The 23,286-nt window shown below is 36.1% G+C and carries 18 protein-coding genes; 6 read left to right on the forward strand and 12 right to left on the reverse strand.

What is annotated here, in order from left to right; genetic code table 11:
* Nucleotides 1-4: 4 nt before the first annotated feature.
* The 4 genes from D9R05_RS08155 to D9R05_RS08170 form a co-directional block, all read right to left on the reverse strand.
* A complete protein-coding gene (locus D9R05_RS08155; protein WP_121666733.1) occupies nucleotides 5-1,339 on the reverse strand; it encodes a TolC family protein in 1,335 nt (444 codons plus the stop codon).
* Nucleotides 1,326-4,526 carry an efflux RND transporter permease subunit gene (locus D9R05_RS08160; RefSeq protein WP_121666734.1) on the reverse strand — a complete coding sequence of 1,067 codons (3,201 nt, stop codon included), beginning with the start codon at nucleotides 4,524-4,526 and terminating at the stop codon, nucleotides 1,326-1,328. Before D9R05_RS08160 ends, D9R05_RS08155 begins: the two co-directional genes overlap by 14 nt.
* Entirely contained in the window at nucleotides 4,526-5,659 is a 1,134-nt protein-coding gene (locus D9R05_RS08165; RefSeq protein ID WP_121666735.1) for an efflux RND transporter periplasmic adaptor subunit, read from the reverse strand. The genes D9R05_RS08160 and D9R05_RS08165 overlap by 1 nt, the downstream gene beginning before the upstream one ends.
* 86 nt (nucleotides 5,660-5,745) lie before the next feature.
* Nucleotides 5,746-7,665: an ABC-F family ATP-binding cassette domain-containing protein gene (locus tag D9R05_RS08170; RefSeq protein ID WP_121666736.1), complete on the reverse strand. Its 1,920-nt coding sequence runs from the start codon at nucleotides 7,663-7,665 to the stop codon at nucleotides 5,746-5,748.
* Between the two features lie 68 nt (nucleotides 7,666-7,733).
* Between D9R05_RS08170 and D9R05_RS08175 the strand changes: the two genes are divergently transcribed.
* Nucleotides 7,734-8,117 carry a DUF983 domain-containing protein gene (locus D9R05_RS08175; RefSeq protein ID WP_121666737.1) on the forward strand — a complete coding sequence of 128 codons (384 nt, stop codon included), beginning with the start codon at nucleotides 7,734-7,736 and terminating at the stop codon, nucleotides 8,115-8,117.
* 1 nt (nucleotide 8,118) lies between these two features.
* On the opposite strand, the gene D9R05_RS08180 is transcribed toward D9R05_RS08175, so the two are convergent.
* From D9R05_RS08180 to D9R05_RS08215, 8 genes are all read right to left on the reverse strand, one after another.
* The gene (locus D9R05_RS08180) at nucleotides 8,119-9,156 is read right to left on the reverse strand and encodes an NAD(P)/FAD-dependent oxidoreductase (protein WP_121666884.1); all 1,038 of its coding nucleotides are present in this window, start codon (nucleotides 9,154-9,156) and stop codon (nucleotides 8,119-8,121) included.
* 64 nt (nucleotides 9,157-9,220) lie between these two features.
* Complete coding sequence (gene porN / locus D9R05_RS08185) at nucleotides 9,221-10,117, reverse strand: type IX secretion system ring subunit PorN/GldN (RefSeq protein ID WP_121666738.1); 897 nt, start codon at nucleotides 10,115-10,117, stop codon at nucleotides 9,221-9,223.
* Between the two features lie 20 nt (nucleotides 10,118-10,137).
* Nucleotides 10,138-11,697, reverse strand: coding sequence for a type IX secretion system motor protein PorM/GldM (gene porM / locus D9R05_RS08190; protein WP_121666739.1), 1,560 nt, complete (start codon nucleotides 11,695-11,697; stop codon nucleotides 10,138-10,140).
* Nucleotides 11,698-11,745: 48 nt separating this feature from the next.
* On the reverse strand, nucleotides 11,746-12,384 hold the full coding sequence (porL, locus tag D9R05_RS08195; RefSeq protein ID WP_121666740.1) for a type IX secretion system motor protein PorL/GldL: 639 nt from the start codon (nucleotides 12,382-12,384) through the stop codon (nucleotides 11,746-11,748).
* An 80-nt stretch (nucleotides 12,385-12,464) separates the two neighbouring features.
* Entirely contained in the window at nucleotides 12,465-13,874 is a 1,410-nt protein-coding gene (porK, locus tag D9R05_RS08200; RefSeq protein WP_121666741.1) for a T9SS ring complex lipoprotein PorK/GldK, read from the reverse strand.
* Nucleotides 13,875-13,991: 117 nt separating this feature from the next.
* Nucleotides 13,992-15,161: a formimidoylglutamase gene (locus D9R05_RS08205; protein ID WP_121666742.1), complete on the reverse strand. Its 1,170-nt coding sequence runs from the start codon at nucleotides 15,159-15,161 to the stop codon at nucleotides 13,992-13,994.
* The gene (topA, locus tag D9R05_RS08210; RefSeq protein WP_121666743.1) at nucleotides 15,161-17,665 is read right to left on the reverse strand and encodes a type I DNA topoisomerase; all 2,505 of its coding nucleotides are present in this window, start codon (nucleotides 17,663-17,665) and stop codon (nucleotides 15,161-15,163) included. The genes D9R05_RS08205 and topA overlap by 1 nt, the downstream gene beginning before the upstream one ends.
* Nucleotides 17,666-17,812: 147 nt before the next feature.
* Entirely contained in the window at nucleotides 17,813-18,568 is a 756-nt protein-coding gene (locus tag D9R05_RS08215) for a hypothetical protein (protein WP_121666744.1), read from the reverse strand.
* Nucleotides 18,569-18,704: 136 nt separating this feature from the next.
* On the opposite strand from D9R05_RS08215, the gene miaB reads away from it, so the two are divergent.
* The 5 genes from miaB to secG all read left to right on the forward strand — a co-directional run bounded on the left by miaB (nucleotide 18,705) and on the right by secG (nucleotide 23,247).
* Nucleotides 18,705-20,150: a tRNA (N6-isopentenyl adenosine(37)-C2)-methylthiotransferase MiaB gene (gene miaB, locus D9R05_RS08220; RefSeq protein WP_121666745.1), complete on the forward strand. Its 1,446-nt coding sequence runs from the start codon at nucleotides 18,705-18,707 to the stop codon at nucleotides 20,148-20,150.
* Nucleotides 20,151-20,252: 102 nt separating this feature from the next.
* Entirely contained in the window at nucleotides 20,253-21,518 is a 1,266-nt protein-coding gene (locus D9R05_RS08225) for a sigma-54 interaction domain-containing protein (protein ID WP_121666746.1), read from the forward strand.
* Nucleotides 21,518-22,042 carry an LptE family protein gene (locus D9R05_RS08230; protein WP_121666747.1) on the forward strand — a complete coding sequence of 175 codons (525 nt, stop codon included), beginning with the start codon at nucleotides 21,518-21,520 and terminating at the stop codon, nucleotides 22,040-22,042. Before D9R05_RS08225 ends, D9R05_RS08230 begins: the two co-directional genes overlap by 1 nt.
* A gap of 3 nt (nucleotides 22,043-22,045) precedes the next feature.
* Entirely contained in the window at nucleotides 22,046-22,894 is an 849-nt protein-coding gene (locus tag D9R05_RS08235; RefSeq protein ID WP_121666748.1) for a hypothetical protein, read from the forward strand.
* Nucleotides 22,891-23,247, forward strand: coding sequence for a preprotein translocase subunit SecG (gene secG / locus D9R05_RS08240; protein WP_121666749.1), 357 nt, complete (start codon nucleotides 22,891-22,893; stop codon nucleotides 23,245-23,247). Before D9R05_RS08235 ends, secG begins: the two co-directional genes overlap by 4 nt.
* Nucleotides 23,248-23,286 lie beyond the last annotated feature (39 nt).

The raw sequence follows: 23,286 nt of genomic DNA on the forward strand, positions 1-23,286 counted from the left end.
GTTTCTAAAATTCTACATTTAACAGCTGACCCGATAATTGCAAGACTTGCAGTTCTGCTAACTTTGCATCATACTTAGCTAAATTTTTACTTGTTTTTGCGTTGATCAAATTAATTTGCGCTTGCCTAAATTCTATCGAAGAAATCTGCCCTATCTTAAATCGCTCTTCTGATCGCTCAAAATTAGCCTGACTCGTGATCACATTTTGCTCTTGTAATCTATAAATATACAATCGGTTTTGGTAACTATCCAGCGCATTTTTTAAATCTCGATGAACTTCATTTTCAATTTGTTCTTTTTGTAATTGCTGATTTTCATAGCGTATTTTTGCATTTCTTACCCGAACGGAGGTTGAACCGCCATCAAAAAGATCCCAAGATAAATTCACACTTGCTGAAAGTCCTGAGGTAGTTTGCAATGAACCCGGAAAAAACGGACTTTCTGCACTTCTGTTTCTATTCCACCCATAAGATCCGGTTAAGCCCACAGTAGGTAAATAGCCTGATTTATTCACCTTAACATCATACTCACTAATCACTAAATTTTGTTCAATTTGTAATAGCGAAACATTATTTTCTTTCGCCTTTTCCACATAATTTTCAATAGTGATTTCCGGTGTAAACGAGACCAAGGTATCTACTTCAAACTGAGCAGAAGGCTCTCGGTTTAAAATTACGCTCAGATCTCTTTTGGTATTGCGCAGCTGTTGTTTGGTGCTAATTAAATTAATGCTGTCGTTGGTTACATCAACCTTAGCATTCAATACTTCTAACTTGTTGCTCTGGCCGTAATCAAATTGATATTCTGCCCGTGTAACGCGTTGTCTGGAAATGGCAAGTGTTTGTTTTAAGACTTCTACATTTTCTGACAGTCGAGCAATTTCAAAATATACTGAAAAGAGTTCTAACATTGTATTTTCAATCGTTTCCCTGGCTTCCAGCTCAGATAAATTGTATTGTTCTTTTAACTGCCGGTAATTGTACAATCTTCCTAAACCATCAAAAAGCGTATAATTTAAGGCAATAGAGCCGCCATAGCCCGTATTTTCCAAATCGTTTTGGTCTCGTGGCTCTTCACCGTTTACTTCTGTTAAACGATCGTTTAAACTATAATCGGCAAAAGCATTTCCCACTAAACTTGGCAAATATCCCGAATTTAAAACCCCTGCATTATTTTCGGCTATTTCCGTATTATTTTCAGCTATTTCTATTCCGAAATTATTTTCTAAGGTTTGTTCTATCGCTTCTTTCTTCGATAGAAACGGAACCTGTTCTTGCGCTTGAACAACAAATCCGGCTAATAAAATAATCGCTAAAAGAAATTGATTAATTTTCTTCATCTTCTTTTATTTTTTGTTCTTTAATAGCGCGTTCTACTTCTTCTTTCGAAATTTTATCTCCGGTTTTTAACCACTTTATTTTTGTTTTCAATTCGTTGGTTGCCGATAATAATAACGGTAAAAACAAAAGTGTCAACATTGTAGCGATTCCTATTCCGTAGGCAATTGAAATGGCCATCGGCTTTAAAAATTGTGCTTGCCTACTTTTTTCCAGTAATAAGGGTGCTAAACCGGCAATGGTGGTTACAGAAGTTAAAAATATAGCGCGAAACCTTGATCTTCCTGCTTCATACAATGCATCGTCAAACTTCATTCCCTCTTTTAAAAAGGCATTAAATTTTCCGATAAGCACCAAGCCATCATTTACCATAATACCGATGAGCGCAATAATTCCCAAAGCTGAAAGTACATTAATAGGGAAACCATGAATTAAATGTCCCCACCCAATTGCAATCACACTTAACGGAATCATCAACATTAACAAGAGCGGCTGACTATAACTTCTAAACGTAAACGCGATCGTCGCGTAAATTAAAAATAAGATAACAGGAAAAACTTTATTGGCAGAATCGGTTAATTTTCCCGCTTCTCTATTTTGCCCTTCATATGAGGCTTTAACCGTAGGATATTTTGATGTAATTTCAGGCATAATATTATTTTGAATATCAAGCAAGATCTCCGTTGAACTTCCATTTGGATCTTCCATATCAGCATTTACCTGAATCTCCCGAACTCCATTTAAATGCCGAATTGATTCATCTCTTCTCGCAATTCTATAATTGGCAATTTCTTGAAAAGGAACCCGTTCTCCCGTTGGAGTAACGATTCGCATTTCATCTAAATCGCTTAAGGAATTTCTATTTTCTAAACCATAACGCACCCAAACCCGAATCTCATCTTGTCCGCGTTGAAAGCGTTGTGCTTGGGCTCCGAAAAATCCGCCGCGTATCTGACGCATAACGGAGTTGAGTGTCAACCCTAACGCATACGCATTATCTTTTAAGCTTACGTTTAATTCCTTAGCGCCTTCAGGATCAGTATCGGTAATATCTTTTAACAAAGAATTACTTTGCAAGGCCTCACGTAATTCTTCTGTTGCCGCTTTTAATTCTTCGGTATTATTCCCCAACAATGAAACTGAAATAGGACTCCCCCCAAAATTTCCACCGGAACCGAAGGTTAATTGTTCTACGCCGTAGACTTCTCCAACTTCATCACGAATGGCATTGGTAATTTCAGGCGAACCGAAATCACGTTCTTCGCCCGGTAATAAATTCACCCGCAAGGAAGCTTTATTATTTCCGGGACCTACGCGTTTAATGATGTTTTCTACTACCTGTTTATTTCCGGTTTGTTTTTTGGTAAATTCTTCATTTACGCGCCACGCAGCCGCTTCAACCATCGAAATAACCGAATCGGTTCGTTTAGGATTTGTTCCTTCAGCCATCAACAAATCAATGCTTACCGTATCGCTAGCAATACTCGGAAATAAGGTAATTCTAATAATCCCCCCTCCAATGGCTCCGATAGTCACCAGAAAAGCAGCAATGACAATAGCAAAGGATAAAAACCGCTGACGCAATACAAACTTTAAGACCGGGCTATAAATATGATCACGGCAATACTGCATAAACTGATCCCCTTTTTTATTGAACCAGCGCAGTTTATAAAAAATTTTATCGATTCCTTTTTTATTGTTTTGTTCTTCTGCAGTTTCTCTCACCAGTGCTTTAGAATGCCCAATATGTGGCGGTAAAATAATTAACGCCTCTACTAAGGAAACCGCCAAAGTAAGAATCACCACGGTGGAAACCTCCCCAAAAAATTCGCCTATTCTACTATCTAAGAACTGAAAGGTAGCAAAGGCTAAAACCGTTGTAATGATAGCCGAAACAATGGGAGGAATCACCTCCATGGTTCCGTCTACTGCAGCTTTAATCGGAGATTTTCCCATTTCATAATGCTGGTAGATATTTTCGGATATTACAATTCCGTCATCTACTAAAATTCCGATAACGATAATCATTCCAAAAAGGGAAAGCACATTTATAGTAACACCTAGCGAACCTGCAAAAATAAACATCCCCAAGAAAGCCACCGGTAAGCCAAAGGCTACCCAAAAAGCGAGTCGAGTATTCAGAAAGAACGAAAGAAAAATAAGCACCAGAGCAATCCCCATAATTCCATTTTCGATAAGCAATTGCGTACGTTGATTTAAACGGACCGAAGAATCGCGCGTAACATCAAGTTGAACAACTTCGTGACTTTCGTTATAATCAACTACATAATCATTAATTTTTTCAGCTGTAGAAAGTAAATCTTCATTATTGGTATTGCTGATATTGACATTTACGGCAACATTTCCGTTGAAATAAGAGGCATTGGGCGTTTCTGAAAACTGATCTCGAACGGTCGCTACATCTTCTAACTGAACCAGCGTTCCGTTATCATTTGCTCTTACTACAATATTATTTAATTCGTCTGCATAATACGACCGATTGCTCGCGCGGATTAAAAAATCTTCAGCGCTGGTTTTAATATCACCTCCCGTAGTTAAAATATTAGTTTCCGCCACTGCATTGGCTACTTCTTGAAAAGTCAAATTATAGGCTAACAAGTCATTTTCACGAACGGCAATTTGTATTTCCTCTTCCGGAAAACCGGTAATTTCAATTTGTGAAATCCCGTCTAATCTCCGTAAATCATCTTCAATGGAACGACTAATTTCTTTTAGAGTGGTAAGTGAAACGCCTTCGCCATTTATTGCAAAGGAAATAGTCTCACGAATATTCTCTTCTTTTGCGATAACCAGCGGCTCCATATCTGCCGGGAAAGTAGGCACACGATCTACGGCATTTTTAACTTCGGTAAGCATAATATCGATATCCTCATCCTGATCGATTTCTACTGTAATGCTTCCTCCTCCTTGACGCGAAGTTGATGTTACCCGATCTATGCCGGCTAAACCTTTTAAATTATCTTCAATCTTAAGAACAATTCCCTCCTCGATTTCCTGTGGAGTGGCACCGGGATAATTTAGATCGATGTTGACAATCTTAGATTCTATCAACGGAAAAAACGAAGACTTCATTCTTGTCAAGCCTATAATTCCGAAGGCGATAAATGCCAGAATTACAACATTAACAGCAACTTGGTAGCGAATAAAATAACTGATGACATTTCGCATTAGTTGGGAGTTTTAGCTTTTTGTTGATCTTGAAAGACCTTTACCGGCATTCCTGCATAGGCACCGGAAACCGGTTTATTTACATACCGAGTCCCGTTTTTCAATCCTTTGATAACTGCTTTTTCTTCTGAGGTGTACACCGGATTTACTTCTACTAAATCGAGGACATTATCTCTTACGATGTACAACTGCGTTTGATCTACCAATAACTTTCGATCGATTAAAATGGCATTTTCTACTTGCTTTGCTTCCACTTGCGCTTCGAGATACATGCCTTCTTTTAAGGAGTCATTCTTCACTTCAATATACACGCGAATGGATTGTGTATTTTGATCTATACTAGCGTTTATACGTGAAACAATCCCGCTATAGTTTTTCTTTCCTTCTAAATCTGTAAGCTTTACTTTCTCTCCTTCCTTTAGCAAATCACTATATTCTTTTGCTATCGAAACCTCTAACTCATAAACCGAAGGATCTATAAATTCTCCCAGTTTTTGTCCTTGTCGAACCAATGCGCCTTTAGTTACAACAGCTTCGGTTAAAACACCATCAAACGGAGCGATGATCGTATACTTAATCAGCCGTTCTTCTAAATTTTTGACATTATAGTAGGTTGATAAAATACCTCTTCCGGTAATGAAATAGCGTTCTTTAGAATTGGAAATTTCAGGAAGTTGTGGTGTAGTTTTTTCAAGGTCGTAATCATTGAGGTACTTTTCCCACTTCGGAAAAACTTCGGGATAGTCCAAACGCAAATCGGGCATGATTGCGGCAATTTGATTGTAGAGTTCACTTTTAGCCGATTGAACTGACGCCGTATATTCTTGTGCATTTAGTTTTATTAAGACTTGGCCTCGTTTATAGCTTTGCCCGGGCCTAAATTCTTTTGCGCTGTACTGAAAAACCCCTTGTACTTCAGAAAATAATTCGATTCTGTTTTTTGCAATTAAGCTTCCGTTTGCGGGAAGTTGAACCGGAACGCTTGTGTTTTGAACCGTATCTACAAAAACTGTTTTTACAGTTTTTTGCACCGGTGGTTTTTCTTTTTTATTGCTGTCTATTAAATAGTAGGCGAATGCGCCGGCACCGATTAAAATAAGCAACCCGATAAAAATACTAACAAACTTTCTCATTCAACGTTATTTACAAAATTTAGTAATAATAAGATTAGTTGAAATAAACCCCCTGAAAAAATTAAAAGTTTAGCAATATTTTAAGGCTAGTTGAATTGCTCTAAACGTTCTTGAATTTCTTCCCAATTTTGCATCAAGGTATTTAGCTCTTCTTTTTTTGCTTCGTAACGGGTGAAAAATTCAGGATCTGAAACCGTTTTATCATAGTTTGTTGCCAGTGCCACATCATCTTCCTTAATTTCTTTTTCCAGCTTTCCTATGTTTGCTTCAACATTGCTCAACTTATTATTTAGCGACTTTAATTTCTTCTGGTCTTTATAGGACTGTTTTGAAGGCTTTTGGTTTAACGGAGCTGCTTCTTTTTTTACACTAGTCCTTTTTTCTGCTTCCCGTAAATTTTCGATATTTCGCTCTTGTAAATAATAATCGATATCCCCTAAATATTCCTTTATTTTATGATCTTTAAACTCATAAATGGTATGGGTTAGGCCTTGAAGAAAATCACGATCGTGTGAAACTAGAATTAAGGTTCCTTCAAATTTTGCCAAGGCATCTTTTAAAACATTTTTAGACTGAATATCTAAGTGGTTTGTAGGCTCATCCATTACGAGCACATTAAATGGCTCCAGTAACATTTTTGCAAGCGCTAAACGATTTCGCTCACCTCCTGAAAGAACTTTTACATATTTATCTACATCATCGCCTCTGAATAAAAACGACCCTAAAATATCGCGGACTTTAGTTCGTGTTTTTTCATTAGAGGCATCTAGCATTGTATCGTGAACGGTTTTGTTTCCGTCTAAATATTCGGCTTGATTTTGAGCAAAATATCCGATTTGCACATTATGACCTAATTTCAGCTTTCCTTGATGCTCAATTTCGCCGACAATAATTTTGGCTAAGGTAGATTTTCCTTGTCCGTTTTGACCTACAAATGCTGTTTTCGCATTTCTCGCAATTTCTAAATCTATGTGTTGAAGCACATTTTTATTTCCATAGCTTTTAGATATGTCTTCGGCTTCGATGACTACTTTCCCGGGATTCACCGAAATTGGAAAATTTAAAGTCATTACACTATTGTCGTCTTCATCAACTTCAATACGATCGATTTTATCAAGCTTTTTTTCAAGCGATTTTGCCATCGATGCCTTACTGGCTTTTGCTTTAAATTTATCGATTAGCTTTTCGGTATGTTCAATTTCCTTTTGCTGATTTTTTTGTGCAGCAGCTTGTTGCTCTCTGCGTTCTTTACGTAAAATTAAATACGTAGAGTAAGGTTTTGGGTAATCGTAAATTTTACCAAGTGAAATCTCTATAGTGCGATTGGTAACATTGTCTAAAAACATTTTATCGTGCGAAACAATTACGACACAACCCGAATAGGCTTTTAAAAAATCTTCCAGCCAGATAATACTTTCAATATCCAAATGGTTTGTCGGCTCATCGAGCAATAAAATATCATTATTCTGAAGCAACAATTTGGCGAGTTCGATACGCATACGCCAACCGCCGGAAAAAGTTTCGGTAAGTTTATTGAAATCTTCTCTTTCAAAACCTAAACCTTGTAAAATACGTTCGGTCTCGCCCTGATAATTATACCCGCCTAGAATTTCATATTGATGTTGAACATCATTTAAGTCGATCATAAGCTGATGATACGAATCACTTTCATAATCGGTTCGTTCTGCTAGGTCGTGATTTATTTCAGCCAGCTTTTTTTCGAGTCTCTTGATCTCTACAAAAGCTTGATAAGACTCTTCAAGCACTGTTCTTCCTTCTTCAAAATCGATATCCTGACGCAAAAATCCTATTCGCAGGTCTTTTTCTTTTGCTATTTGTCCGGTATCGGCTTCTAAATCGCCGGCTAAAATTTTTAGCATCGTCGATTTTCCGGCGCCGTTTTTCCCTACCAAACCGATGCGATCTCCCGCACCTAAACGATAAGTAATTTCTTCAAATAAAAATTCTCCTTGAAAAGAGATCGATAAATTGTGAATATTCAACATTAGTGTAACGTATGTGACATAATTATTTGCAAAGATGCTTAAATTTGTATAGGTATAAAACTCAAGCAATGAAATTATTAAAAGGCCATAAAATTTACAGCATCTTAACAGGAAAATGCCCGGTTTGTCACGAAGAAAATATGTATAAAACCGCTAACCCTTATAAATTAGGGAGTGTGTACGATATGCACGACAAATGCAGCAATTGCCAAACGAAATATAAGATTGAACCTTCATTTTTTTATGGCGCCATGTATGTAAGTTATGCGCTAGGCGTTGCTTTTTCTGTAGCAGCCTTTATTATTGCCTATTATTTTTTTGGAGCAAACCTACTGACTTCTTTTGTTGTCATCGTAGCTACTCTTATCGGTTTAATGCCAATTATTATGCGTTTATCTAGAAATATTTGGATTAATTTCTTTTTTAGTTATCAGCAGAAAACCATCGATTAAACTAATTAAAATAACGCTTGCAATCTACTGCTGCATCAAGTGGCGTTTTATGTTCTATATAATTGAAAAGCATTTCGCTTGCAGAAGGTGCTATTAAAACACCTCTACTGCCAAAACCATTACTAATAAATAATTGCTTATGTCTTGGGTGTTGACCAATTAAGGGTCTTCTATCCGGAACTGTAGGTCTAACTCCAGCTTGTTGATCAATTATTTCATACGGACAGTCAAGCACCTTATCTAATTTTTGCTGAAGATAAGTTTTCTTTTCTTCGCTGGGTTTTTGATTTTCAAATTTACGCTCGTAAGTTGCCCCTATTTTATATAAATCATCCCCAAGTGGAATGATAAAAACCGAAGATTTTATCATGGCTGTTAATTTCAGCTCTTCTGATTTGATGATGAGGTATTCACCTTTATTTCCTTTCAGGGATAGATCTCGAAAAAAAGGATTTTGAACTAAACCATATCCTTCACAAAAGATAATTCGTTTAGCAACTTTATCTTTATAATAAACAACATCATCCTCTATCCGCATTTGCTGATGATCAAAAGTATCGACAAGTAACAGATCATTAGCCTGTAAAAAGGCTCGATAAGCTTTTAATAATCTTTTTGTATCCAGTACACCGGTTTGTTCAACTTTACCAAAACTAAATTCCGAATGAATACCCGGTATATTTTTCATTAAATCGGTCGATAAAAAACTAGATAACAAAGGCTTATCAGCCGATGCAAACCAATCATTTTGTTCTTTGACAGAATTAAAGCGGCGATAGATAGGCATAAATTTCAGTAAACTCTCGCCTAATATTTCTTCAATAGCTTGATAAAACAGAATAGCCTCTTTTAATTGCTTGTCGGCTTTCCAGGCCAAAGTAAAGCGTTTTAAGATTACCGGATTAAATATTCCACCGGCTACCTTAGAAGATTGCTGCGAATCATCAGTAATAAGACAAAAACTTTTGGACTGTTTTCGTAATTGTTCGGCGAAAGCGATACCACTTAAACCTCCACCAATTATAAGATAATCTAACATAGCCATAATATAAAAGCGCCCTTTAAGATAAAGGGCGCTTGATTCATTTTTGATAAGTTATGAATTAATAGTTCCACATATCCGATTCAAAATTTCGGATTGTTTCTTTAATACGTTGCGATTCTAACAACTGCATTAGCGCGTTATCAGCTACGTATTCATCTACTTCACGATCTCCTTGTACATTATCTTCTTTATAGATAACCGCATCAAAGCGACGAGAATTGAGCAAATGATCGAACGTGAGTGGCTGTGCTGTATTAGCCCTGTTAAAGACTTGAGCATCATGCAAGACCTTTCGTGCTTCCGGATAAAAAACCCAGAAAAGCTCTACAGGTTTAGCATTTGGATTATTCGTGCTTTTCGCATAAGCATCAATTACCATCGGGCAAATCCCTAATAATCGGTAACGTAACTCACCTTGACGCGTATCAAAATACCAATAGCCTCTAATTCTGTAGCCTTCTACATCAGCTCCATCTACATCGGTTCTTCTCACAAACTGCGGATCTAATTCTTCTCCCGCATTTAATTGATCGTAACCTCCTTGAAGCGTATCTCTACGAGATAATGTAGGCCCTAATTCTTCTAAAGTTCTCTTTCTGTTGAAATAAGAGTCCGCATAAACATTTTTTATTTCGCCACTTCTAATTCCTTTTAAAAGGACATTAAAAAGTGACAAACGCTCACTTCCTAATCTACCTGTATCAATTGGGTAAAGCAGTGGTAAATTAACACGCTCATCCAAATCAATATATTCCCAAGTAGTTTTTGCCCAAAGAATATCACGCTCGTCAACATAACCATAAGGCAATGGCTCATCATTGTCGTTTGCGATCTGAGCATCGGTTTTCTTTCCTATTTCAGAAGGAGTATCCGCATTCAAAATATTTGTTTGCGCATATGTATTTCCTCCTAAAACGGCAACTATTAGTAATACAAATAGATTCTTCATCTTCATAACTTAATAATATTTTATTCTTAATTTGTAAGCTGCACAATTACAGGCGATACTGCCGGAAGTCTATAACTAGAATTTCCTGCAATTTTTGCTTGAATGTCAAAAATTTGAACAATATCACCTCGCTTAGCACCTTGAAGGGCACGTTTAGCGGCTCCATTTAATTTCTGTCCGTTTACTTGAACAATTGGCTGCCCAGGAATTTGCATTTTAAATCCAGAAACATTTAATTTCAGGTCAAAATCGAAATCCGGGATTTCAGCGCTGATGGTTGAGATCTCTAAACCATTACGTTGCATTCTTACCGGACCACCGTTTCCATCTTCCCCTCTTACAGTTCCAACCGGACGTGGAATTTCTTTAATTCTAAATTTCTTGCTATCAGAAACAGTTTCCCCCGTTGGTAATTTACCAGAAACATTAATACTTACTTCACGAGCTTTAACACTAGTTACGTTCATCACGTATTTTCCAGCACCACCTGCAGAACGAAGTCCAGGACCATTAGCCGATACACTAGGAACTCCAGGAATAGAAACAGTCATTGGGTTGTCTACCCCTCTGTAAACCACATTCATTTTATCGGCAGAAATTACTGCTGCATTTGGTTTAGGAATTACTGCATAAGAAGTTTTTACATCAATTTTTACAATAGAATCACCTTCTTTAAATTGAAGCTCACCCTCAATATTTTGCTCTCCTACATTACCAGCTGGAAAGTCCAACTCAACAGTACCAGTAGAACCAGCATTATTCATTTCCTCTCCATTAATCATTACTTTATCAAAACTAAGCTGATCATCAAAACGCCCAAGAACAACCTTACCTTTAAAGTTTTCTCCACTAAAAAAAGCAGTTTTATCTGGAATAACAATAGCTTGATATTTACTCATAGATAATTGAGCTGTTTGCTCTCCTTGCATCATTGCAGAAAGCAATTGATTTTCAACAGTCTTGATATTGTTTTGCCACTGGGTCATTTTTGTCAATGAAGCGATTAAAGGGAAACCAATAAAGTGATAGTTAATCCATTCTTTTTTAACACCTTCTCCAACATCAACTTTTTCAGTTTTAAATTTGTCCTGTACTGTTTTCTCTATCTGACGATACTGCGGTCCTTCTAGAGATCCTAGTAGACTAAGCATTTCAGTACGGTAAGTATCCATCTTATTCACAAATTTCTGACCTTCATCTGTTATCTTGCTTTGATAAAATAACTCATCAAAATAACTAGACTTATCCATTGCTTCATAATCCTTTGGATCATCTTCTGTTTCAAGAGCACCTTGCTTTAGTCCAGCAATGTAGTTATTCAAATCAGAAGAAATGGTTTGTACCTCTTGTGCTTTTTCCTGTAATGGTTTATATACCTTAGGCTGTTCTGAAGCTTTCGCTGCCAATCCCGCCATAAAGTTTTGATTACGACTTTCTGCGTTAGTATTTGCCTCAGTTAAATCTTCATTGATCATACCAAAAGCACTCAACACTTCTTTAGACATATTTAATGCCATCATCGCGATGAAAACCAAGTACATCAGGTTAATCATCTTCTGCCTTGGGGTTTGTTTTCCTCCTGCCATATTCTTAGTTAAATTTTTTAATTAATAAAATTAGTTATACAATATGGATTAGGCGTTTGGTCTCATTGCCGTTAACATACCTCCGTACACTCCATTTAATGAAGAAAGGTTAGATGTCAATGATTGCATTTCAGCTTGTAACTTAGAAGCGTTTTCAGCAACAGCCTGGTTAGCCTCTGCTTGCTTACTTGTTGATTCTAATTGTACTTTATAAAGATTATTTAATGATTCCATTTGACTTGCAGCCAAGGTCATTTCTTCACTGTATTTTTTCTGAGAAGAAATAGCATCTACTGTTGGAGCCATATTTTTTGCAGCACCTTCAAAATTTTTGATACTGTCTCCAAGACTTGCCATTAATGCGCCATCAATCTTTGCCTCTTTTAACATATTATCTAATTTTTTAGATAACATTCCTTCAGCATCTTGAGGTGCTTCTTTCTTGCCTTTAGTGCTTACTGCACCACCAGCTAATTCCGGGTAAACTAAAGACCAATCTAATTCATCGTCAACTGGTTCAAAAGCAGAAACGGTAAATACAAGTGCCTCTGTAATTAATCCTGCAATTAACATTGCGTTACCAAAAGGCCAGTGCATAATTTTAAATAATGCTCCTAGGATTACAATTGCTGCACCTAGACCATACACCATATTCATTACCTTCTTACTGTTTTTTGATTTTGCCATAATAAAAATTTTAGTTGTTTTTAAGTTAAGTTAAATGTAAATATTTGAGTAAAATAATTGTAATTCTAAATTTTAGTTGATTATCTAGGCGGTTGATTTAACTGAATATCACTATTTCCTGAATAATCTTGAACTGTTCTAAAGCCGATATAACTTCTAGCGGAATCTGAATATTCATAATCTCTAGTTCCTACTTGCAAGAAGTAAGCAACATCTTTCCAAGAACCTCCACGTACAACCTTACGCTTGTTTTCTTTATCGTTAACACTTGGATTCATAGAAGAATAAAATTCATAAGAATCTGGGCTATACGAAGAATCTACCCATTCTGCTACATTACCAGACATGTTATAAAGATTATAATCATTTGGCTCAAAAGATTCTGCTTCTACGGTATATAATGCTTGATCTGCTGCGTAATCTCCACGCAAAGGTTTAAAGTTTGCTAAGAAACAACCTCTATCATTTTTTGAATAAGGACCACCCCAAGGGTAAGTAGCTCCTTCTATTCCACCACGAGCAGCATATTCCCATTCTGCCTCGTGCGGTAAACGATATACACGAACATTATGCAAGCCTTTTTCTCTTCTATAACCATTGTGATATAGGGTTCTCCAATCGCAAAAAGCTTTTGCTTGCTGCCAAGTTACCCCTACTACAGGATAATTATCATAAGCAGCGTGAGAGAAATAATCATTATGCATTGGCTCATTATATGAATAGTTAAAATCTTTAATCCAAACAGTGGTATCCGGATAAACTTCCACTTCATTTTCCACAATAAAATCTTCACGATTTCCTTGCTCTCTAGCCGCAGCCTCTATATCTAAGGTCTTATAACTATACTTGAATTTAGTAACATCCATTAAACGCTGACCATTATAAGATTGCTCCGGAGGAAGGTAAATTTCATCCATCACACGCACATAAGGCTCATCCGGGTATTCTGCAGTTTCCCACAAAATCTCAGGCTCCCAGTTTATACTTTGATTTGTTGGATCGTAATGTATAGAATATTGTTGGTAAGGTGTTTGGTTTGAGTTTGCACCATTTGCACCACCCCCGTTATTATTATTGTTTTGGTTACCTGCCCCTTTGAAAGCGAAATCCTGGATTGAACCTCCATTATTTCCGCCACCACCTTGGCCTTGACCTCCGCCACCGGCGAACTCTGCTTCTTCAGCTAAGCGATGTCTCACGATAGAATCTCTTACCCAAAAAACAAACTGTCTGTATTCTGAATTGGTAATCTCAGTTTCGTCCATATAAAATGAACTAACCGTTACCGTTTTTGTTGGCGCATTTTTTCTTCCGGCAACATCATCATCAGACTTCCCCATAACAAAGGAACCTCCAGGAACCAATGTCATTCCAAAAGGCTTCTCAGGGTGCCAGTCATTTCCTTGAGCTCCAACTAATTGTCCTCGATCTCCTCCACCGCAACTTGCGAGAAAAGAAACTAATACAACAATAGAAAATATTTTCTTCATAACTTAATTTAGGTTAAGATAATCTTGATTAAAGGGCGTAAACCTATTTATTTATTTATTAAAAAACAATTTTTTTCTTAAAAAATTCTAAAAAAACACGCTAAAAAGAGTGGTTTTTTAAAGCTCATTTTTCCGTCTCGCTTTGAACCAACGTTCCGGAATATTCTGATTACAAGCTTCTAAGTAATCTTGGTACGTACATGGCAATAACGTATTCTTTTTTAATTTATTGTTAAAAGTTGAAGAATACGGAATTTCTATCCACCATCTACCTGAGCGTTCACTTTTATAAAATATTAGAACCTCATCTTGAATAGGCACCTTATATTGTAGAAACTCTTTTTTTGAAGATATATTGTTTTCATTCTTTCGAAAATTTACTCCCTCAATAAAATACCATAAAATTTGGGAGACCAACATAGAGTTATTTTTCGATAATTCCAAATTTTGAAGCTGATAAAAACCAAAAGAACTCACCTTGTCGCTGATACCCGCATACCTTGCCAGTGCACAAATCTCCCTATTGGTAAACCCATTAGGTGAACTTAAAGCAGCATCATTACTAATTTGCAAGTTTTCTATTGCATTAATATCTATACTAACCATATCTGCATCTCGCATAACAGGTTCTACTTTTGAGATATCTGCAGTTAATTCACCTAAGCGATAAGATTCAAAATAAAGTTTATCTAATAAGCCGATCTCTTCTTGCGAATTAAAATATGTTTGATAGCCTAAGTTTGCATAATTAAACAAATTATAAGGCTGGTCTACCACCATTTTACCAACATAGCTACGATCGCTAATTTCTTTTTCTGCATCTCCTAAATCAAAACAGGCATCTACATTCACAAGGTTTACCATTCTACCGAAATTATCATAACCTCTGTATTGTGCGTAAACTAAATCTTGACCGCCACCAAGAATAATGGGAATAATTTTACGGTTAATTAAATCTTCTACAATTGTTTTAACAACATAATAGGTATCGTCTACAGATTCTCCAGGCAATATATCGCCTAAATCAACAATAGAGGTATGCCAATTACCATTATATAATTGGTAAAAGTTCTGCCTAAGCTTATTAAAATTAAATGAATTATCTAAACTTGCTAAAGCTCTTCTATCTTCTCTAACACCTAGGATGGCCACTTGAACATTTTCTAGTTTTGGCAATCCGTTTTCATAAGAATGGATTTGAATTTGCTTTGCAAGCGAAGTGTCCGGCGCATCAGATAAAATTTCTAAAACTTCATCTGCTACCGGTTCTAAAAAATCAAATGCCATTATTTTTTCTTTTTAGTCGTACTTTTTTTAGTAGATTTTTTTCGTGTAGTTTTTTTCTTTTTGGTGTTCTTTTCGATGATATCTTTTACCTCATCCAAAGTAAGCGCTTTAGCGTCTACCGTTTTTGGAAGCTCTACCTTTGTTCTTCCTTTGGTAATTTTACTTCTCCCCCAACGTGTTTTCTCTACTTTAATTCCTTCGTCTTTCCAGTGGTGAATTAATTTTTCGCGCTCTTTTTTCTTCTTATCTTCTATTAAGGTAACAATATCATCTTCGGAAAGATTATCAAAATCGTACTTCTTACTAACATTGATAAATATTCCGTTCCATTTTAAATAAGGACCAAAACGACCTACTCCTTTTTGAACATCTTCTCCTTCATAATTATAGATAGGAGCGTCTGCTTTTTCCTTTTCTTTTATCAATTCTAAGGCACGATCAAAAGTTACATTCATCGGATCTTCTCCTTTTGCCAGAGAAACATATTTTTTTCCGAATTTCACATAAGGACCATAACGCCCATTATTCACCTCAACTTGTTCCTCTTTATATTCACCTAATTCTTTTGGAAGTTTAAACAAATCCATCGCCTCTTCATAGGTAATATTACTCAAGGTTTGGTCCGGACCTAAACTCGCAAATTTTGGTTTTTCATCATCTTCAACCGATCCAATTTGAACCATGGGACCGAATTTTCCTAAACGGACACTTACCGGTTTTCCGCTCTCCGGGTCTTTTCCTAAAACACGTTCCCCAACTTCACGCTCTGCATTTTCTGCTACATCTTGAACAGTGGGATGAAATTCATTATAAAACGAATTCATCATTTCTGTCCATTTTTCATTTCCTCCGGCAATATCATCAAAATCTTGTTCTACTTTTGCCGTAAAATTATAATCCAATACATTACTGAAATGCGTGACCAAAAAGTCGTTTACTACCATTCCCACGTCTGTAGGAATTAATTTTCCTTTATCGCTGCCTACCATTTCGGTAAGACTTTTTTCTTCTACTTTTTGATTTTTTAAGCGAAACTGACTGTATTCTCGTTCTTTCCCGTCAATACTACCTTTCTCTATATACTTTCTGTTTTGAATAGTAGAAATGGTTGGCGCATAAGTAGAAGGTCGTCCAATTCCTAATTCTTCTAATTTTTTCACCAGCGAAGCTTCGGTGTAACGTGATGGCGGTCGCGTAAATCGTTCGGTCGCTTTTATGTATTCATTTTCCAGCGCATCATTTGCCTTCATCGCCGGCAATAATCCTGCTTGTTCTTCTTCCTCATCATCGGTCCCTTCTAAGTAAACCTTTAGGAAACCATCGAATTTTAATATTTCTCCGTTAGCTGTAAATTGCTTATCGTGTTTGTCGGCTTCAATTTTCACATTAGTACGCTCTAATTGTGCATCGCTCATTTGTGAAGCAATAGCTCTTTTCCAAATCAGTTCATATAAACGCTGCTGATCGTAATCTGCATTTACCGAATGATTAGCAAAATTTGTAGGACGAATTGCTTCGTGCGCTTCTTGCGCTCCTTTAGATTTCCCTTTGTAATTTCTCGCTTTTAAATATTTTTCACCATAAGCCGAATTTATTTCACGCGCTGCTCCTTTTTTTGCTTCATCTGAAAGATTAACGCTATCCGTTCTCATATAAGTAATATGACCGGCTTCGTACAAACGCTGCGCCATGGTCATCGTTTTACTTACTGAAAAATATAATTTCCTTGCTGCTTCCTGCTGAAGCGTAGAAGTTGTAAATGGCGGAGCCGGTGTTTTTTTAGCCGGTTTTTTGGTGAGGTCGGCTACTTTGAAATTAGCTCCTATATTTTCTTGTAAAAATTCTTCAGCCTCTTTTTTAGTCTGAATGTTTTTTGGAAGTTTCGCTTTAAAGCTTTTTCCGGCTCCTGTGGTAAACTCAGCGTCTACTCTGTATGAAGCTTTGGGCGTAAACTTTTGAATTTCGCGTTCGCGTTCTACAATCAATCGCACCGAGACCGATTGTACACGACCTGCAGACAAACCTCCTTTTACTTTTCTCCATAAAACCGGTGAAAGCTCATAACCTACCAAGCGGTCTAATACGCGCCTGGCTTGTTGTGCGTTCACCAAATTATAGTCAATCGTACGCGGATTTTCAATAGCTTTTAAAATGGCGTTTTTGGTGATTTCATGAAAAACAATTCGCTTTGTTTTTTCTTTATCTAATTTTAATTCTTCAGCCAAGTGCCATGCAATTGCTTCTCCTTCTCGGTCTTCATCACTTGCCAGCCAAACTAACTCAGACTGATCGGCTAGTTTTTTTAAACGTCTTACGACATCTTTTTTATCTTTACTGACTACATATTTCGGCTTGAAATCTGCTTCAACATCTACCCCTAATTCTTTGGTTGGCAAATCTGCAATATGCCCAAAACTAGACTCTACCTTATAGTCTTTTCCTAAAAATTTTTCAATGGTTTTTGCCTTTGCAGGGGACTCAACAATCACTAAATTCTTCGCCATTCGTATCGATTTTATGGTTGCAAAACTAGGGTATTTTTTTTATTTGCTGTATTAGACACTTAAAAATTATAACTGAACCTTTTATTTTTCATCCATTTAAAGTCCCTTTTTTTAAAGTTTTTTTTCAAGAAAAAATTTCATTCTTTTTTATAAATCAATAAAATTTCTATCTGTTTGTTCTTTAAATCCTACTACTTTTTTATAGACAAAATAAGTTGGTAAATACACAAAAGAAGCGGTAAATAAAACTCCCACAAAACACAACAACATTCCTATAATTTGTGCTAAAAAACTCGCGATAATCGTTAAGCCAAAAGTGATGAGCCATTTTTTATTCCCCAAAGAAAAGCTTGCCTTAATAATTTCTGAAACGCTCAATTCTGGATTAAATGCAAAAACAAGCGCAAAGAAAGAAATAGGCACACTTACATAAATGAGGGGAAAAAGGCACAACAGCATAGCTACTAATGAAATACCAAACGAAGCTAAACCTATTAAAAGTATTTTTGAGATGTATTTTCCCTTAAAATAGTAAAAGTAATTATTGACTTCGCCGAGTGCTAAATCTTCATTTCGGCAAATCCTAAAAAAAGCGGCTTGAAATGCAAAGGAAATTACCATTGCATATAACATGAAAATAATCATTAATAATATACTCGGAATCGCAACCCAAATATCATTGTTTTCAATAGAATACGTGGTTGGAATTTCTAATGCTTCTACACCTAAAAACGAAATAAAAAAAATAGGATAAATAGGCAACATTAAAAGTACGGTCAATAAAATAATCACTAAACCCTGCAGCCATACTTTTTTAAATAAGGCCGTAGATTCATCAAAAATATTCCCGAAATTTAATTCCGGTGCTTTATTAATTCGCTGTTCTATTTCTTGTAAATTCATTTAATCAGAAATTTGGTTAGTTACACCAAAGAAACCACAATTTTTAACTTTATACAAAAAACTTCGTGCTGTCAGTTTGTCAGCTAGTTGATTTCAATGTATCTTTGCGCTTCACTTTAATTTTGAACGTTGATTTATGGAGAAGGTAATTGATGAAAAAAAACAAGGAACTTCACTAAACATAGAACCTAAGAAAGAAAATAGCCGCAAACTTTTTATTGAAAGTTATGGGTGTGCAATGAATTTTAGCGACAGTGAAATTGTAGCTTCTATCCTTGCTAAAGAAGGTTTTAATACCACGCAAAAGCTTGAAGAAGCAGATCTTGTTTTAGTGAATACGTGTTCTATTCGAGAAAAAGCCGAACAAACCGTTAGAAAAAGGCTTGAAAAATATAATGCAGTAAAAAAAACAAACCCAAAAATGAAAGTGGGCGTTTTAGGTTGTATGGCCGAACGTCTTAAGGAGAAATTTTTGGAAGAAGAAAAAATAGTCGATCTGGTAGTCGGGCCAGATGCATATAAAGACTTACCCAATCTAATAGACGAAGTTGAAGCTGGTCGTGACGCTATAAATGTGCTGCTTTCTAAAGAAGAAACTTATGGTGATATTTCTCCCGTTCGTTTACAAACCAATGGCGTTTCAGCTTTTGTTTCCATTACTCGTGGTTGCGATAATATGTGTACGTTTTGCGTGGTTCCGTTTACCCGCGGAAGAGAACGAAGTCGAGACCCACAAAGTATTGTAGAAGAAGTAAACGATCTTTGGAAAAAAGGATTCAAAGAAATTACACTTTTAGGTCAAAATGTTGATAGTTATTTATGGTATGGCGGCGGACTTAAAAAAGATTTTAAGAAAGCTTCTGAAATACAAAAAGCTACGGCTACTAATTTCTCACAACTTTTGAAATTAGTTGCAGAAGCACAACCAAAAATGAGAATTAGGTTCTCTACTTCAAATCCACAGGATATGACTTTGGACGTTATTGAAGTTATGGCTAACTACCCCAACATTTGCAAGCATATTCATTTACCGGTTCAAAGCGGAAGCAATAGAATGCTAAAGGAAATGAACAGGTTGCACACTCGAGAAGAATATTTTAAGCTTATAGATTACATAAGAGAATTAATGCCAGAATGCTCCATTTCTCAGGATCTAATAGTTGGCTTCCCAACTGAAACAGAGCAGGATCATAAAGACACTTTATCTTTAATGGAATACGTAAAGTATGATTTTGGATATATGTATGCTTATTCCGAAAGACCAGGAACTATGGCTGCGCGTAAACTGGAAGATGATGTTCCTGCAGAAACAAAACAACGAAGACTGGCAGAAATAGTAAAACTTCAGCGAGAACATAACCATTTTAGAACACAACGATTCTTGGGAGAAACCGTAGAAGTTTTAATCGAAAGAGAATCTAAAAAATCTAATGAACAGTGGAGTGGTCGCATCACACAGAATACGGTAGCTGTTTTTCCAAAAGAAGACTACAAAGTTGGAGAGTTTGTAAACGTAAAAATAACCGATTGTACCAGCGCAACGCTAATTGGTGAAGCTGTTGGTTATTCAGAAAATAATTAAAATACTACTTCGGAAAAAATTCCGAAAATATTTAAAGAAAAAAATAGTTGAATTTCGAGGCAAGGCTCGAAGCATTTAAATCTCGATTATCGAGTACAACGTATGGAATCAGTTCAAGCTATAAAACAACGTTTTGAAATTATCGGTAACGACCCGGCGCTAAACAGAGCTATCGAAAAAGCAATGCAAGTCGCCCCAACCGATATTTCTGTATTAGTAACCGGAGAAAGCGGTGTTGGGAAAGAAAGTATTCCTAAAATAATCCATTCGCTTTCTCACCGAAAACATGGAAAATATATTGCCGTAAACTGTGGTGCTATTCCAGAAGGAACTATTGACAGTGAATTATTCGGCCACGAAAAAGGTGCTTTCACCGGCGCAACCCAAACCAGAAATGGTTATTTTGAAGTTGCCGATGGCGGAACTATTTTTTTAGATGAAGTGGGAGAACTTCCCTTAACTACTCAGGTTCGCTTATTGCGTGTACTAGAAAACGGAGAATTTATTAAAGTTGGTTCTTCAAAAGTGCAAAAAACCAACGTTAGAATTGTTGCGGCAACAAATGTAAATATGTTTGATGCCATTAAAAAAGAAAAATTTAGAGAAGATCTTTATTACAGATTAAGTACGGTAGAAATTCATCTTCCTCCTTTGCGCGATCGGAAAGAAGATATTCATTTATTATTCAGAAAGTTCGCTTCAGATTTTGCATTAAAATATAAAATGCCATCTGTTCGTTTAGACGATGAAGCTACCGCCATGTTGTTAAAATATCGCTGGGCAGGAAATATTCGTCAATTACGAAATGTTGCCGAACAAATTTCAGTGTTAGAAAAAAGCAGAATCATCGACGCGGAAAACCTAAAAGGTTATTTACCCGATATGGGGCGTAACTTGCCAGCAGTAATTGGCGATAAGAAAAAAGAAAACGATTTTAGCAACGAACGCGAAATTCTTTATAAAGTGCTTTTTGATATGAAAAGCGACTTGAACGATCTCAAAAAATTGACTTTAGAGTTAATGCAAAGTGGTAATAATGAAGAAGTTCAAAACGATAATGAAAATCTGATTCGTAAAATTTACGGAAACGATGAAGAGCAAGAAGCTTACGAAGAGGAATTAGAAGAACAAATGGAAGTGCTTCAAATCCCTGAAAAACATGAGCAAGAAATTTCTGCTCCCAAAGAAGATAAATATTCGTTTGCTGAAGAAATTCAAGAAGAAGAAACACTTTCTCTACAAGATAAAGAATTAGAACTTATTAAAAAATCATTAGAACGTCATGCCGGAAAACGCAAAGCCGCCGCTGAAGAACTTGGTATTAGCGAGCGTACTTTATACCGGAAAATAAAACAATACGATTTGTAATGAATAATAAATCAATATTTTTACGAAGCTGTTTTTTTATCTTCACCCTAGTGTTGTTTTCAAGTTTAAATGCTTGTGGCATTTATTCACTTTCAGGAGCTGATACCGGAAATGCAGAAAGCTTTCAAGTAGATCAATTTCAGAATAACGCCGATTTATTTGAACCCGGAATTGATAGAACATTTACCTTACAATTACAAGATCTAATTCAAAACCAAACCAGCCTGAGCTTAACAAACAGCGGTGGAGATTTGGTTTACGAAGGAGAAATAGTCCAGTATTATGTTTCACCCATGACTTCTACCAGTCAGAATACAGCGGCACAAAACCGTTTAACCATAGCAGTTAATGTTCGCTTTTATAACAATCTTGAACCGGAAAAAGATTTTGAGAAGCGTTTTTCTTTTTACCACGATTACCCTGCAAACGAACAATTAGTTGGCGCTCGACTAGATACTGCTTTAGAAGATATTTTTAGCAGAATTACGCAAGAAATTTTCAATGAATCTTTAACTGATTGGTAAGCTATGCAACCGGAAAATTTTCATAAACTCTTACAAGAATCAGCGCTTATTTCTACAAGCGAGACAGAGCAATTAAAAAATTTAATTGAAGAATTTCCTTACTTTCAATCGGCTAGAGCTTTACGCTTAAAAGGCTTAAAACAAAATCATAGTTTTAGTTATAATACAGCACTCAAAAAAACTGCTGCCTACACTACAGATCGTGCAGTATTATTTGATCTTATTACTTCTAAAGAGTTTAAACAAGATCAAATTTCAGCACAAATAAAACATCGCATCATTGCGGAACAAGAAGAAGATTCAACTGAAAAATCTAAAACAAATGATTTGCAGATGAATCTGGAAGAAGCAAACAAGGTTTTAGATCCTTCGCTTTTTACACCCTCTAAAAAAACAAGCGAAGAAAAATCTGTTGAAACAGCAGAACAAAAATTAGCAATAGGTAAACCTTTAGAATTTGACGCATCAGAATCACATTCTTTTTCAGAATGGTTAAAATTAACCAAGACAAAACCTATTGAGCGAAAAGCGAACGAAAAAGAAACGGAAAAAAATACGGAGGAATCAGCAGAAAGTTCTCGAAAGTTTCAATTAATCGAAGAATTTATTGCAAAAAACCCTAAAATAAAGCCCGATAAAAATAGTTCTATTTCACAACAACCTTTAAGTCAAGACAGCCCTAGCAAGCAATTAATGACAGAAACTTTAGCGCGTGTTTATCTAGAACAAAAAAATTATTCCAAAGCAATTCAAGCATTTAAAATATTAATTTTGAAAAATCCCGAAAAAAGTGGTTTATTTGCAGACCAAATTCGGTCAATCGAAAAATTACAAGAAAATAAAAACATATGAGTACGTTTACAATATTTTTAGCATTAATCGTTATCGTAGCTTTTCTACTGGTAGTTGTTATTATGGTTCAAAACCCTAAAGGAGGTGGTTTATCTTCTTCTTTTGGAGGCGGCGGAAGTCAGCAAATGGGTGGTGTAAAAAAGACCACAGATTTTTTAGATAAAAGTACATGGACACTTGCCACTGTTTTATTAGTTTTAATTCTACTTTCTAATGTAGCAATTATGGATAGCAGAGGTGTTTCTGAATCTAGAATAATCAACGAAAATACACCGGCAGCAACACAAGAGCAACCGGTTACACCAGCACCAACTACACAAGAAAACCAAACTTCTTCTGAAAACGCAGAATAAGGTTTACAACTATATAGTTTTAAAAAATGCCAACTATCA

The organism is Mesonia aquimarina, assembly GCF_003667275.1.
Taxonomy (GTDB): domain Bacteria; phylum Bacteroidota; class Bacteroidia; order Flavobacteriales; family Flavobacteriaceae; genus Mesonia; species Mesonia aquimarina.

Excerpts from the sequence above, each read along its gene's own strand:
- porM (WP_121666739.1), bottom strand. The coding sequence starts at position 11,697 with ATGGCAGGAGGAAAACAAACCCCAAGGCAGAAGATGATTAACCTGATG.
- miaB (WP_121666745.1), top strand. The coding sequence starts at position 18,705 with ATGGAGAAGGTAATTGATGAAAAAAAACAAGGAACTTCACTAAACATA.
- D9R05_RS08160 (WP_121666734.1), bottom strand. The coding sequence starts at position 4,526 with ATGCGAAATGTCATCAGTTATTTTATTCGCTACCAAGTTGCTGTTAAT.
- D9R05_RS08205 (WP_121666742.1), bottom strand. The coding sequence starts at position 15,161 with ATGGCATTTGATTTTTTAGAACCGGTAGCAGATGAAGTTTTAGAAATT.
- porL (WP_121666740.1), bottom strand. The coding sequence starts at position 12,384 with ATGGCAAAATCAAAAAACAGTAAGAAGGTAATGAATATGGTGTATGGT.
- porN (WP_121666738.1), bottom strand. The coding sequence starts at position 10,117 with ATGAAGATGAAGAATCTATTTGTATTACTAATAGTTGCCGTTTTAGGA.
- D9R05_RS08180 (WP_121666884.1), bottom strand. The coding sequence starts at position 9,156 with ATGTTAGATTATCTTATAATTGGTGGAGGTTTAAGTGGTATCGCTTTC.
- D9R05_RS08170 (WP_121666736.1), bottom strand. The coding sequence starts at position 7,665 with ATGTTGAATATTCACAATTTATCGATCTCTTTTCAAGGAGAATTTTTA.
- D9R05_RS08235 (WP_121666748.1), top strand. The coding sequence starts at position 22,046 with ATGCAACCGGAAAATTTTCATAAACTCTTACAAGAATCAGCGCTTATT.
- D9R05_RS08165 (WP_121666735.1), bottom strand. The coding sequence starts at position 5,659 with ATGAGAAAGTTTGTTAGTATTTTTATCGGGTTGCTTATTTTAATCGGT.
- topA (WP_121666743.1), bottom strand. The coding sequence starts at position 17,665 with ATGGCGAAGAATTTAGTGATTGTTGAGTCCCCTGCAAAGGCAAAAACC.
- D9R05_RS08230 (WP_121666747.1), top strand. The coding sequence starts at position 21,518 with ATGAATAATAAATCAATATTTTTACGAAGCTGTTTTTTTATCTTCACC.
- porK (WP_121666741.1), bottom strand. The coding sequence starts at position 13,874 with ATGAAGAAAATATTTTCTATTGTTGTATTAGTTTCTTTTCTCGCAAGT.
- D9R05_RS08155 (WP_121666733.1), bottom strand. The coding sequence starts at position 1,339 with ATGAAGAAAATTAATCAATTTCTTTTAGCGATTATTTTATTAGCCGGA.
- D9R05_RS08215 (WP_121666744.1), bottom strand. The coding sequence starts at position 18,568 with ATGAATTTACAAGAAATAGAACAGCGAATTAATAAAGCACCGGAATTA.
- secG (WP_121666749.1), top strand. The coding sequence starts at position 22,891 with ATGAGTACGTTTACAATATTTTTAGCATTAATCGTTATCGTAGCTTTT.
- D9R05_RS08225 (WP_121666746.1), top strand. The coding sequence starts at position 20,253 with ATGGAATCAGTTCAAGCTATAAAACAACGTTTTGAAATTATCGGTAAC.
- D9R05_RS08175 (WP_121666737.1), top strand. The coding sequence starts at position 7,734 with ATGAAATTATTAAAAGGCCATAAAATTTACAGCATCTTAACAGGAAAA.